This is a genomic window from Desulfosarcina alkanivorans (genome assembly GCF_009688945.1).
In the GTDB taxonomy this organism is placed as follows: domain Bacteria; phylum Desulfobacterota; class Desulfobacteria; order Desulfobacterales; family Desulfosarcinaceae; genus Desulfosarcina; species Desulfosarcina alkanivorans.
On record NZ_AP021874.1, the window covers coordinates 6,728,303 to 6,740,651 of the forward strand.

Here is a 12,349-nt window from a genome sequence, read left to right on the forward strand (position 1 = left end):
AGGAGGTGACCGCATGACCACCACAACCATAATGCCCAAGCGTGAGCGCATGTCCGGTTCCAGACCTGTCCGTTCCCTGAACGGCGTGGGCCGGCGGCTGGTTCTGGCACTGCTGAAAAAACTCCGGTACGGCCGGCTGACGGTGTCCGACCTCCGGATGGAAGAAACCTTCGGCCGGGACGTCGACGGGTTTGCCGTGTCAGCCGCCATCCGGGTGCACCGGGATGATTTTTACCGTTTCTGTGCCTTCGGTGGCAGCATCGGGGCCGCTGAATCGTATATGCTCGGTCATTGGACCGCCGACGACCTGACCGCCGTGATGCGCATCATCGTCCGCAACCAGCAGGTGTTCGGGGAGATGGACCAGGGCTGGACCATGCTCTCCCGCCCGGTCAATCAGGCCTTTCACCTGATGCGCCGGAATACGCCCACCGGCAGCCGAGAGAACATCATGGCCCACTACGATCTGGGAAACGACTTCTATCGCCTCTTCCTGGACGAGACCATGACCTACTCGTGCGGAATTTTCGAGACGCCGGAGAGCACCCTCGAGGCGGCAGCCATCGCCAAGTATGACCGGCTGTGCCGTAAACTGGACCTCAACCCCGGTGATCACGTGCTGGAGATCGGCACCGGGTGGGGCGGGTTTGCCCTTCACGCCGCCCGGACCTATGGGTGTGAGATTACCACCACGACCATTTCCCGGCAGCAGTACGCCTACGCCCGGGAGAAGATCCGGTCGGCGGGTTTGTCACGGCGCATCCACCTGCTGAAAAGCGACTATCGTGAACTGACAGGCCAGTACGACAAGCTGGTCTCCATCGAGATGATCGAGGCAGTGGGCCACCAGTACTACAACGACTTCTTCCGCACCTGCGCCCGCCGTCTGAAGGATGATGGGCTCATGGCCCTCCAGGCCATCACCATTGCCGATGATGCCTTCGAACGGCACAAGAACGATGTGGATTTCATCAAACGGTACATCTTTCCGGGCAGCTGCCTTCCCTCGGTGTCGGCCCTGTTGTCGGCCATGTCCACGGCCAGCGACCTGCACCTTTTTCATCTGGAGGACATCACCCCCCACTACGCCACCACCCTGCGGATGTGGCGGGAGCGGTTTTTCGACAAGATCGACCAGGTCCGGGAGCTGGGGTACAGCGATGCGTTCATTCGCATGTGGGACTATTACCTGAGCTATTGCGAAGGGGGCTTTCTGGAACGGTATATCGGCGACGTCCAGATGGTGTTTGCCAAGCCGCTGAACCGGCGGGAGCCCATTCTCGCAGGGATACAGGGGCCTCAGGGATCACGCTGATCAGCCTGCCCGTGCGGTCCACCCAGGTGGCCTTGACCGATTCGAGGCAGGGGACACGAGGGCAGGGAGGCGGCCATCTCCCGCTCAACCCCATTCCCCGGGTCCTGGAGCGAGTTGATTTTTGTTTCATCTTCCGGCCGGGTCCGCTCAATCAACCGGCTGCTTCAACGGGAAGGGCGATCGGCGGTTTCATCGGACATCCTTCAAGGGGGGACGCGGGAAGAACGCACTGGTCCTGCGGATGTATTCGGCGTAGCCGGGCCGTCGGGCTTTCAGCGCCGCTTCGGTCAGCGGCACACCGGTCATTTTCAGCAGCACCGCAGATATGATCAGGGGGCTGACCACCGTCCACCAGCCCTCTTTTGTGGCCAGTGCCACCAGGAAGAACCCCCACCAGACTAGAAACTCGCCGAAGTAGTTGGGGTGGCGGCTCCAGGCCCACAGCCCCCGATCCATGACACGGCCGCGATTATCCGCATCGGCTTTGAATTGTGCCAGCTGCCAGTCGCCAACCGATTCGAAAATGAGACCCACCGCCCATACCAGCGTGCCCAGGATGTCAAGCGCTGTGATTCGGGCCGGTTCCGGGCTTGCCTGGGCCTGTTGCAGCACCAGCGAGATGGCCCACAGGAAGATCGCCTGCAGCCAGAACACCTTGAACAGGCTGACGATCCAGAAGCGGTGACCGCTTTTCTCGCGCCAGCTGCCATAACGATGGTCCTCCCCCTTGCCCCAGTTGCGGCGGGTCAGATAGCCAGCAAGCCTCAACCCCCAGATGCTGGTGAGGATGAGCACCAGCAGGCTGCGGGCGGTGAAACCGTTACCCGTCCGAAACGTGATCAGGGCCACCAGGACGAAACCCAGTCCCCACAGGCTGTCCACGATCGTTACATCCCGCCTCAAGAGGCTGATGATCCAGCCGATGGTCATCAACCCGGCAACTGCTGCCAGGTTGACCATAGCAAGGGAAAAGAAGTTTTCCATGGGTGTCCTCCTATCCGGTGTTCCGTGCCGGCTTCAGCGGATCGGCCACCGACAGGCCCGATTCCCGCCGACGGATGGCCGATCGGATACGAGCGTGGATGTCACCGCTGATGGGATAGTACAGGGCAATGACAATGGCCAGCAGGTTGCACACCGACGGCACCAGGGCATACAGGATCCGCAAGGCCAGGCGAACCGATTCGCTTTGCTGGGCATTGGGGGTGTATCCCACGGCGCCGAGCACGGCCAGTCCCACGCCCACGCCGGCTGCCGCGGCCAATTTCTTGGCGACGGACCACAGGCCGATGTATTGGCCCTCCCGGCGGCGCCCGGTTTTCAGTTCGTCGTAATCGATCACATCCGCCTGGATCGCCGAGGGCAGGGCCAGGGTGGCACCAAAGCCAATACCGGAGACCACCACCAGCAGGCTGTACAGGGCGGTGTCTCCGGGACCCAGGAAAAATACCCCGAGGAAGGCGCCAGTGTTGACCGCCATGGATGCCACCCAGGTTTCTTTTCTGCCAAATCGGCGGGCCAGGCGGACCCAGACCGGAAGGAGGAGGATGCCGGTCGTGAAGTAGAGGAGGAGGAACAGGTTGGCCTGGCTCGATTCGAGCACGTACTGGACGTAAAACAGGATCAGGGTGGCCGGCAGGTTGCTGCCGATCGCACTGATGGTGTATGCCGCCAGCAGGATCATGAAGGGCCGGTTTTCGAAGATCGTCCTGAAGTCCCTCCAGGTAGCGCTTTGAGCGGGTGACGGTGCCTGATCCCGCTCGCGGACGCCCCACGCGCACCAGGCGCACAGGGCCACCACCAGGGGGGCATAGACCGCCGAAATCCAGAAAAATGTGCTGCGTTCACCGGCCGGCCCGTCGCCGGTCTGAAAAACGGCATGTACCAGGGCCGGAGAGGCCGCAGCCGCGAGCGTGCCGGCGATGAGGAACCCATCCCGCCAGGCAAACAGGGCGGTTCTGGCATTGTAGTCGTAGGTGATTTCCGGCCCCAGGGACTCATAAGGGACCGCCACCAGGGTCCAGAAGAGAAACAGGGCATAAATCCAAAAACCGAACCACAGCGTATTCCAGGGGGAGGCGGCAGCCGGTGGATTGAACAGAAAAACCAACGCCACGGCGATCAGGATGGAACCCCCAAAAATAAATGGTCGACGTCGGCCGTAACGCGAGCGGGTTCTGTCGGACAGGGTTCCCACGAGCGGGTCCGTGATGGCGTCGAACAGGCGTACGCTGAAAAGCAGAACGCCAACCGCACCGACGTCAACGCCCACCACGTCGGTGTAGAATTTTGGGATGTAGACGTAGACGGGAATGCCGATCACCGCCAGGGCAAAAGCTGGAAGCGAATAGGCCAAACGGATCCGGAGTGCCGTTTTTTTCATGGTGACGCTACCCGTCGAGACCCAGCAGGTCGTTTTTGAAACGCCCGTCGAAGGGGGTGTCTCCCAGCCAAAGGGAAAATATGGCTGCCGCGAAATCCGCTCCGTCGATAACGCCCAGGGGCCGACCGTTCAGGGACAGCTCCGTCCCCACACCGGGCATGTAGGTCAGTGCATACCGGTCCCCGGGTTCTACGTCCACGTAGAGGCTGTTGTGATAATCAATGCGGGTCTTCAGACGCTCAATTTCCTGCGGATCATGGCTCCTGGCCAGCCCCTTGTACGTGGCCGAGCCGAAATCCTGGCCGTTGAGGGCATGAAAATATTCCACCTCCAGCCGCTTGGGTGTGTCTGAAAGGACAGCATCAGGGTCTGTACCGGGCAGGGTATACAGCGCTCCGGCATAGACCTTGATAACGCGCATGTAGCGCAGCACACCGGTACCCCTGATCGCCAGCGCCTGGTCACCCACCATCACCTGCCTGTCAAAATGAACACCATCCGTTCCGGTGGCCTCTGCTGCAGGCGGGATCAGAATAGCGATCAACACCATCAGCCGCAACCATCTACCGTATCTGGATACGGTTGCCATTTCTGCACCTCGTGTCTTGTCATGCCATGTTGCCAAAAAAAAGGATTCGCCGAGTACTAAAATGGTCAGCCGGTCAGGAGATTTCAATGCGGTTGGATTAGGTGGCCATTGGCAGGTTTAACCTCTAAACAGAAGCCCCTGACGGGCCGGATGCCAAGGCGTGCTGCCGGAAGATCGCCCGTCCGCAGCCCCTGAAGCCGGTCATGGCTGCCTGTGGGTTGGGTGAAGTCGTATTTTTGACTTTCAATCCGGAATGTGCTCTGCTTAAAAAGAGTATCGGAAACCTCTATGAAAGATATGCCGGGCATTACCTGATCCAGTCCAGCGGCTTCCGGAATATCTACGAATGTTCCCCGCCGCTGGCGGTCAGACCCATGTTCCTCTACCTGAATAAGAAGCATGCGGCCCTGGTCCCGCGTATTGCCAAAACGCTGAAAGAAATGAAAGCGGACGGTACCTTAAAGGCCATCAGGTCGAAGACGCTGAGCCATTTCGATCTGCACCGGGAAGCAGGACCGCAGCACTATCCGGGGGGGACCGGAAGGAAAACACCATTTTCCGGTCATGCGGTCCAAAGGGCCGTTTTCCAATTATGCGCCGACCCGTCCGGACGTCCCGCGCCACAGGAATCCGTTTCCATTAATCTGACCCGTTGACTGCAGCAAAGGAGGTGCCATGAACTTCGAATCCGTCAAAAAAGAGACCGTGATTCTGAACCCGCAAAAGGAGATAACCGAACGGCGAATCCCCAGTGAAATCCGCATCGATCCGCTCACCGGACGGACCGCCCGGATCTGCCACTTCATGAAGCTGCAGTGGGAAAAACCGGACTTCGATGCCCTGGTGGCCGGCACTGACGCCTGGTGTCCGTTCTGCGGCGACAACGTGCTCGAGGTGACGCCCTGCTTTCCCGGAGACCTGATTGCCGAGGGGCGCATGCGCCGGGACGACATGGTGATTTTTCCCAACATCGCCCCCTACGACAGCATCGGGGCCGTGGCCACCTTCGGTGCCCGGCATTACATCCCCATGACGGGTTTCACGCCGGAACACATGGCCGACGCATTCGGTTTTGTCCTCGATTTTTTCAGGCGGGTGGCCGCCGCCGGCCACCCGGAATCGGTTTATCACATCGTTAACTGGAACTACATGCCCCCGGCGGGCAGTTCCCTGATCCATCCCCACCTCCAGGTTTTTTCCACGTCGTCCGCGCCCAATCTCATGCGCCAGGAAATAGAGGCCTCCGAACGCTATTGCGACTCCAATGGGACCGTCTATTGGGATGACCTGGTGGCTGCAGAAAAGGATTCCGGCGAGCGCTACCTCGGCACGATCGGCCGTACCCACTGGCTTACCGCTTTCGCCCCCATGGGCGTCGCCGGCGATGTCCTGGCGGTCGTTGAAGATGCCCGCTGCACCCTGGATCTGACCGGCGACGATCTGGCAGATATCGCCAGCGGCCTGTCGAAGCTGATGGCCGAATACGATAAAATGGGCGTCTACAGCTTCAACATGAACTTTTTTACCGCTGTCTGGGGCGACGATCATTTTCGCTTCCACCTGCTCTTCTCGCCGCGCACCTTTTTTAACCAGAAGCTGGGAACGCCTGATATGGGCGCCCTGCGCAACCTGTTCAACGAGACCCTGTGCATGGCCTACCCGGAGGAGATCAATGCGCTGTTGAAGAAGGGTTTTTAAGGCAGGACATCCAAAGGCGCCGCCAGGAATCCGCGGATGGCAGAAAAGGGGGACGGCACAACGCCACAGGAAGGAACCTCAACGCCGGTCGTCGTCCCGGGCCCGCCCATCCCGCCGTCTTGGCCTCTGGGATGCGCGGAAACCTGTTCGCTGCGTTTCAATTCTTTGGCTTTGCAGACCAGCATGGCTGCATCTTTGAGGTAGGACACCATAAAAATCGCATCCGGCTGGTTTTGACGGACAGGGTTCAACACTTTTTCCAGGTAGGCCGGCGTGGCACCCTTTTTAAAGTAAGGATGGATGCCCTTGATCTTGATGTCATTTTCCCTGCAAAACCCCATCATGCGCCGTGCACCGCCGATTCCATAGGGACTGTTTTCATAAACGATCGACATGCTTTTTGGCCTGACCCGGTCAAGAAGCAATTCTTCCAGCCCTTTGGTGTATTCACAGGCAGGCGGGTTCAGGCGATAGATGTTTTTCAGGTCGTGCTGGGTGATGCGATCATCGGCGGCCGTGCACACCAGAAAAGGGGTGTCCAGGCGGTTGGCGGCATAGGCCATTTGAAGCGTGTTGCTGCTGGAATAGCCGCCCACCACCATGACGGCCTTTTCTTCCCGGACCAGTGCCTCAACCGCCTTTTCTCCTGCCGTTGGCTCCCCTTTGTCGTCGGAAAAGGCCAGTTGCAGCGGCTGTCCATTGATGCCGCCGGACCGGTTGATCTCTTCCCGTGCCATTTCAAAGGCGTTTTTCATCATCTTTGCATAGGCAAAGTCCTCTCGGTGAACAATGCCGACGACAATTGAGGCGGTTGCCGTGGCGGCTATGCCGGAAAGAAAAATGGAAATGGCGGCAGTGCCTGCGACGCTTATTTTCATGAATGCCCAACGCATGTCTGTCCCCCCGTTTTTTAAAAAAAAGTGGTGCGTGGCAAGTTGTTTTATGATCGTGGCGTTTGAGGCTCGTTCATTGAGAGGGAAAGCGACCTTGTCCAGGCGGGAAAGGTTCTGAAGGGCCGTTGCTGGTGCCTGCTCAACGTCAGCGCGGCGGGTATCCGGACATCCCATTTCTACGCGATCATATTGAACTATATGATATCCAGAACAATTGTAAACACCCAATATACAGGTAGGTATCCCGCAGATCGAATCAGGGGTGTCACCGGTAAGCAATATCGCCTGGCGACGCCTTCAGCTTTTCTTCGATTTTTGCTGCCAGGTCGCCCCGGCCGCGTGCTTTCAGTGGTTCGATAAGCTCTTCGTAAAACGGATTTCTGACACGGATGGTGATGCTGAAGGCATCCAGCCAGGCCGGGTCCACCGCATCCTCTTCAAATGCGCGCGTTTTGTCCAACAGGCCCAGGGCTTCCAGTTCCAGCATGGTGCGCACGCACTTCTCGCAGCGGCCGCAGTTGAGCTTGTCGGGCACATTGGCCAGGCAGACCCGAAAATTCTGGAAGGCCACCTCCCAGCCGGCCACGATTTTCAGTTTTTCCATGCGGGACAATCCCACATCCCGGTGGCGGATCTGCAGGTCGGTGCTGCCGTACTCCGGGTCCAGCAGCGGGTGGGAACCGCAGGGGTGCAGGTGGGGGATGTCGTAGGAAGAGGCCAACCAGGCCAGATTGATGCGCGGGGCAAAGGCATGGACGGCGGCGGCCAGTACGGCGCCGAAGAACTGGTTGAGCCACAGGTCACGGTTGTCGCACAGGTGGCGGATATTGGTATACACGGGAACCAGGGTCAGGCCGGCGGCGGCCGCGACAGGCGCCATGGCCGTCCTGGCACGTTCGAATACGTGATACTTGGCACCGCGTTCGACCACCCCGCCGATGTCGAACCCATGGACCAGCAGGGCGTCTTTGGGGCGGCCGGGATGGGCCGGGGCATAGTTGTCCATGATCAGCCTGAGGGCGGCCAGTGAATCCATTCCCCCGGACAGAAAGATCCCCGCGTGGCGGTTTTCCCCTTCATACCGTGCTGTTTCAGATACCGGGGCATCAATGGTCAGCGGCTGAAATTTTCCTGAGGTCCAATGCTGCATGAGGGCCATGACGGTTTCCAGCCCCTCTTTGAGCCGGGGGCAAATGGCCTCGTCAAGGGCCAGCCGCCGCTCCCCGAAGTAGAGGGCCGGGATGATGCAGCCCACGGCAAAGGCGTGGGGATTGGGACACATATCACTGGCAAACGCCTTCTCGGTTTCGATGAATATCTCCTTGTCCGGCTGGTCGCCATCCTCGAAGCCGACCGTGGCCGCGGCCCGGGTCAGGGAGTCGTTCTGGATCATGCGAAGATTGGATAGTTTCATTTCAGAGGCCCGTGTTTTCAGAATGGTTGCGATATCGCCGGGCGGCCAGGCGGATGATCCGGCCGGCGATGTCCTGACCGCTGACCGCCTCCATGCCCTTGAATCCCGGCGAGTAGTTGACCTCGACAATGAACGGTCGGCCCTTGCCGTCTATCATCATGTCCACGCCGGCCACGTCGCATCCGATTGCCGTGGCCGCCCTGACGGCGGTTTGCCCGAGCCTGCCGGACAGCTGCGTTGGCCGGATGAGGCCGCCCAGATGAAAATTGGCCCGGAAGTCGCCTCTGGCCGGAACCAGCGCTGCCGCGCAGATCAGCTGACCGTCGATCACCAGCGCCCGGATATCGCGGCGCTCGTCCGGCGGCAGGTAGCGTTGAACCATCAGACCCCGTTTTCGATCCAGGCCGGGCAGCGCGCGGTCTCGGGCATCCTCGGGGTCCACGATGCGCAGCACCCCGTCTCCCTGGCGTTCACTGACCTGCTTGGCCACCACCGGGTAGCCGCCCAGGCGATCCACCGCGTGAAAGAACCCCGGCGCTTCATTGACGAAGATGGTGTCGGGGCAGGGCAGGCCGGCGGCCGTCAGCGTCTGCAGGGTGAGAAATTTATTGCGGGCGATGGTGACGGCCTCGTACGGATTGACCAGTGGCACGCCCAGAAGCTGAATCTGGCGGATCAGGGCCAGGCAGGCATCGCCGATCTGGGCGCCCTGCCTTGGCAGCACCACGTGTGGCAGGCCGGCGGCGCGCTCTCCGGTTGTCCCCAGGCGCCCCGCTGAGTTTTCCGGCCACAGGCGATAGGGGTGGATGAGGATTCCCCGGTGACCCGCCGCACGGGCCGCTTCCAGCAGTCGTCGGTTGGGGTGGTAATCGGGACCTCGAACGGTGATAATGCCGATGCGAACGACCATCTGGTGTCCTCAAGCGTTCTATTTAAAAACATAGTCTTTGGTCCAGATTAAGGACAATCGGCTATGCCAGTGGGTGAGACAAGTGAATTCAGGAGTCAGAATTCTGAATACAGAAGGTCGTGGTGATAAAATCGCTGGAGCTCATCGACATCATTTTCCTCCTGGCTTCTGACTCCTGTCTCCTGAATTCCTGGATACGCCACAGACTATGGCCCTTTTCATGGGCAAACCAGAGCCTGGTCATTTGGGCCTGACTTCTTTACTGATTGTCGTTGATCATCTTCTCCGGCATCCAGATCCCCACCGCTTTGCCTGCCGCCTCACTGAAATAGGTGGCCACCTGCCGGGTCCGGTTGCGGATGGCGATGATCTTGGTGGCTTCATTGTCTTCGGCGATGACCGAGAAGATCTTGCGGTCTCCGGCCCGCCGGGTCAGCCCTTCCAGGAGCCGGGTGCCCATACCCAGCCCCCGGTATTCGGGGCGCACCGAGGTGTAACCCCGTTCGACATACCCGGTGAGATCAAGGCCCGACCGTTGCCGGACACTGTCGATGTATGCATCCCTGGGGTTTTTCAGGCTGGAGTTGCCCACGATAAATCCGCGTTCTTCCACGTAGCCGATGAGAAAGGCCCGCTCAAGGTTGGATCGGACATGGGTGGCGGCCACCGTTCCGCCTGCCGCCACCATGGCGCAGATGTCGTCCAGGCCGCCCGCCGGCAGCCGGTCCGGCGGGACAAAATGGTAAACCAGATTGTCGCCGATCCGATAGAGGCTTTCGCCGTCGACGTCCACACGCAGCCTGAGCAGTTGGTCCCGGGTCAAGCGGTCCGACAGCAAAAAACGCGCCACCGGGTCGCTGACCTCCCGCCAAAGCGGCCGGCCGGGAAGCGGGCGCACCTGGCCATAGGCAGGGTTGCAGTCTTCCATCCGCCCCTTTGGCTGGGTCGTCTCCCAGGAGTGAATGAGGTTCGGGTGGCGGGCGACGGCCACACGGTTTTCCGGCGACGCCGCCTCACCGTCAAGGACCAGGTGGTTCCAGACGCCGGCCCGCGAGAAGGCCTTGAAGAAGCCGATATCCGGCAGGGGGCCGGTCAGGCGCCATTGAATCTGCACGATCGTGCCATGATCGCCCATGGCGATGAAATCGGGAGTGACTTGATGGTCGATGATACAGCAAAGCGACAGGCGGACTCCGGGTGGGCGTTCCTCAACGGCCGCCACCAGGTTTTTCAACCCGGCCGCGTCGATTTCAACCGGGCAGTGAAAATGGATCGTGCCGCAGCGCACCGACATTCGCGCCAGCAGTTCAGGCAAATGATGGACGCCACCGGCCAGCCCTTCCCGACCGGCGTCGTTCCCGCAGGTTTTTATCGTGGTTCCGGAGAACAGTGTTTTCAGTTGGGCCAGGTTCCGCGGCGGCATGTCGGACGATACCGGAGGGGAGTGGATCGACAGAATCGAAAACGGGGATGTCTCGGTCATGTTATCAAGGGGACTCAATATCGGCAAGGGCTTTGAATTTGCTGGCGATCCTCCGGCAGGTATCGGCCACATCGTCATAATGTCCGGCGATCCTGGTATACGCCATGCCGATGATTTTTTCAGCCCGGGATAGCCGGTCCACCGCTTCATCGATATCGCCGGCGTCTGCGATTTCTTTTCGCAGGCTGGTCTTCAGGCGATTGTGCAGGGTTTCCAAGGGCGTGACCTGCAATTGGGGAATATGGGCGTCATTGCGGTAATTGGCGATCATTTCAGCGTGAATCAGGGCGAGCTGCGCCATTAAACGGCAAATCGTTTCCAGTGGTTTCAGATGCGGCTCCAGCTGAATATCCCCTTAAAGGATGCCAGATCATTTTCAAAAGTGCCACCAGATCAATAACCTGATAGGGGGGTTGGGGTCATTCTTCAACCTTTTTGCCACCGGTCGGGTAACCCCTGCAGGGCACCCGGGGAGTGCACGCCCGACGTTTTCACCATGCGAAAGCATAGGGTCTTTGCCCATTCGTGTCAATTGCTAATGCCCCGGGACAGCCGGTGCCACGCCGGCCTGTTGCCTTTGGGTTGCTAATTACGTTAAATTGAAGTAAAAATAGCAGCTGTCACGAGTGTTCCCCAAAGGATAACCACTGCCATGAAGATCGCTTACCTGATGGACCCGTTGGAGGACATCCAACCGGAAAACGAGACCACCAGCCACCTGATGTACGAGAGCAACGAGAGGGGGCATACCGTCTACTTTCTGGAACCCCACGATGTGTACATCCGCAGGGATCAGGTTGTGGCCCGCATGAGGAACATCACCGTGAAGCCGGGCCTCGGCATGGTTCAATACTGGCAGGAGATCATCCGCTGCACCAAACAGGAACACCTGATTTTCGAAGCCATCACCGAACTCGATGCCCTGTTTCTGCGCAGCAACCCGCCGCTCAACTACCAGACGATGGAATTTTTGCAGACGGTCAACAATCACGTTTTCATTCTCAACAGCACCACCGGCCAGATCCTGGGCAACAGCAAGCTTTACATTCTCAACTTTCCGGAAATCATTCCCGAGACCCACGTGTCCCGGGATCCCTCCCGTTTGAGAAAAATCATCGACGACTTCGGCGGGGCCATGGTGGTCAAACCCCTGCAGCGGTTTGGCGGCGAAGGGGTGATCAAGGTGAGCACCCGGGACCGGATGAACCTGAATTCCCTGATCCATTATTACGTGCGGGCTTATGAATCGTATGCCCGGCGCGAAGCCATCATGGTTCAGGAATACCTGAAAAGTGTCAAACAGGATGGCGACATCCGCATCCTGCTGCTCAACGGGGAAATCATCGGTGCCATGCGCCGCAAACCCAAACGGGGGGATTTCCGGACCAACGTCCATGCCGGCGGAGAGGTGTTCCCCCATCGTGTAACCGCTCGTGAGCGGCGCGTCTGCCAGGTCATCAAGGAAAAGTTGATCCGCGACGGGCTCTACTTTGTGGGTATCGACCTCATTGACGGCAAACTGGTGGAAATCAATTGTGTCAGCCCGGGCGGCATTCCGCGGATCAACCGGCTCAACAACGGCCGCCTCGAGCGAAAAGTGATCGATTTCATTGAAGAGAAAGCCAACACGATCAACCGTGAATCCCACCGGAAGCGGGCCTGAC

Annotated in this window: 11 protein-coding genes; 3 read left to right on the forward strand and 8 right to left on the reverse strand. The window is 59.4% G+C overall.

Annotation, left to right across the window (positions count from 1 at the left end; all coding sequences use genetic code 11):
• Positions 1–13: 13 nt before the first annotated feature.
• Positions 14–1,315, forward strand: a complete 1,302-nt coding sequence (locus DSCA_RS29205; protein WP_155319798.1) for an SAM-dependent methyltransferase — start codon at positions 14–16, stop codon at positions 1,313–1,315.
• Between the two features lie 189 nt (positions 1,316–1,504).
• Here DSCA_RS29205 and DSCA_RS29210 read toward each other — a convergent pair whose 3' ends face one another.
• Genes DSCA_RS29210 through DSCA_RS29220 form a run of 3 tightly spaced genes read right to left on the reverse strand, consistent with a single transcriptional unit; the run spans position 1,505 to position 4,287 of the window.
• Entirely contained in the window at positions 1,505–2,299 is a 795-nt protein-coding gene (locus DSCA_RS29210; protein WP_155319799.1) for a DUF1295 domain-containing protein, read from the reverse strand.
• Between the two features lie 10 nt (positions 2,300–2,309).
• On the reverse strand, positions 2,310–3,698 hold the full coding sequence (locus DSCA_RS29215; RefSeq protein WP_155319800.1) for an MFS transporter: 1,389 nt from the start codon (positions 3,696–3,698) through the stop codon (positions 2,310–2,312).
• Between the two features lie 7 nt (positions 3,699–3,705).
• A complete protein-coding gene (locus DSCA_RS29220; RefSeq protein ID WP_155319801.1) occupies positions 3,706–4,287 on the reverse strand; it encodes a chalcone isomerase family protein in 582 nt (193 codons plus the stop codon).
• 675 nt (positions 4,288–4,962) lie between these two features.
• On the opposite strand from DSCA_RS29220, the gene DSCA_RS29225 reads away from it, so the two are divergent.
• Complete coding sequence (locus DSCA_RS29225; protein WP_155319802.1) at positions 4,963–5,985, forward strand: hypothetical protein; 1,023 nt, start codon at positions 4,963–4,965, stop codon at positions 5,983–5,985.
• Here DSCA_RS29225 and DSCA_RS29230 read toward each other — a convergent pair.
• The 5 genes from DSCA_RS29230 to DSCA_RS29250 all read right to left on the reverse strand — a co-directional run bounded on the left by DSCA_RS29230 (position 5,982) and on the right by DSCA_RS29250 (position 10,986).
• Positions 5,982–6,878: an ABC transporter substrate-binding protein gene (locus DSCA_RS29230; protein WP_167528004.1), complete on the reverse strand. Its 897-nt coding sequence runs from the start codon at positions 6,876–6,878 to the stop codon at positions 5,982–5,984. The genes DSCA_RS29225 and DSCA_RS29230 overlap by 4 nt on opposite strands.
• Positions 6,879–7,143: 265 nt before the next feature.
• Positions 7,144–8,292 (reverse strand): hypothetical protein, encoded by a 1,149-nt coding sequence (locus tag DSCA_RS29235; protein WP_155319804.1) that lies wholly within the window; start codon positions 8,290–8,292, stop codon positions 7,144–7,146.
• Between the two features lies 1 nt (position 8,293).
• Positions 8,294–9,202 carry an ATP-grasp domain-containing protein gene (locus DSCA_RS29240; protein ID WP_155319805.1) on the reverse strand — a complete coding sequence of 303 codons (909 nt, stop codon included), beginning with the start codon at positions 9,200–9,202 and terminating at the stop codon, positions 8,294–8,296.
• A gap of 259 nt (positions 9,203–9,461) precedes the next feature.
• Entirely contained in the window at positions 9,462–10,685 is a 1,224-nt protein-coding gene (locus DSCA_RS29245) for a GNAT family N-acetyltransferase (RefSeq protein WP_155319806.1), read from the reverse strand.
• A 4-nt stretch (positions 10,686–10,689) separates the two neighbouring features.
• Positions 10,690–10,986 carry a hypothetical protein gene (locus DSCA_RS29250; RefSeq protein ID WP_155319807.1) on the reverse strand — a complete coding sequence of 99 codons (297 nt, stop codon included), beginning with the start codon at positions 10,984–10,986 and terminating at the stop codon, positions 10,690–10,692.
• A 351-nt stretch (positions 10,987–11,337) separates the two neighbouring features.
• Between DSCA_RS29250 and DSCA_RS29255 the strand changes: the two genes are divergently transcribed.
• Positions 11,338–12,348 carry an ATP-grasp domain-containing protein gene (locus DSCA_RS29255; protein ID WP_155319808.1) on the forward strand — a complete coding sequence of 337 codons (1,011 nt, stop codon included), beginning with the start codon at positions 11,338–11,340 and terminating at the stop codon, positions 12,346–12,348.
• Position 12,349: the final 1 nt, after the last annotated feature.

Excerpts from the sequence above, each read along its gene's own strand:
- DSCA_RS29250 (WP_155319807.1), bottom strand. The coding sequence starts at position 10,986 with ATGGCGCAGCTCGCCCTGATTCACGCTGAAATGATCGCCAATTACCGC.
- DSCA_RS29205 (WP_155319798.1), top strand. The coding sequence starts at position 14 with ATGACCACCACAACCATAATGCCCAAGCGTGAGCGCATGTCCGGTTCC.
- DSCA_RS29235 (WP_155319804.1), bottom strand. The coding sequence starts at position 8,292 with ATGAAACTATCCAATCTTCGCATGATCCAGAACGACTCCCTGACCCGG.
- DSCA_RS29215 (WP_155319800.1), bottom strand. The coding sequence starts at position 3,698 with ATGAAAAAAACGGCACTCCGGATCCGTTTGGCCTATTCGCTTCCAGCT.
- DSCA_RS29245 (WP_155319806.1), bottom strand. The coding sequence starts at position 10,685 with ATGACCGAGACATCCCCGTTTTCGATTCTGTCGATCCACTCCCCTCCG.
- DSCA_RS29255 (WP_155319808.1), top strand. The coding sequence starts at position 11,338 with ATGAAGATCGCTTACCTGATGGACCCGTTGGAGGACATCCAACCGGAA.
- DSCA_RS29230 (WP_167528004.1), bottom strand. The coding sequence starts at position 6,878 with ATGCGTTGGGCATTCATGAAAATAAGCGTCGCAGGCACTGCCGCCATT.
- DSCA_RS29210 (WP_155319799.1), bottom strand. The coding sequence starts at position 2,299 with ATGGAAAACTTCTTTTCCCTTGCTATGGTCAACCTGGCAGCAGTTGCC.
- DSCA_RS29240 (WP_155319805.1), bottom strand. The coding sequence starts at position 9,202 with ATGGTCGTTCGCATCGGCATTATCACCGTTCGAGGTCCCGATTACCAC.
- DSCA_RS29220 (WP_155319801.1), bottom strand. The coding sequence starts at position 4,287 with ATGGCAACCGTATCCAGATACGGTAGATGGTTGCGGCTGATGGTGTTG.
- DSCA_RS29225 (WP_155319802.1), top strand. The coding sequence starts at position 4,963 with ATGAACTTCGAATCCGTCAAAAAAGAGACCGTGATTCTGAACCCGCAA.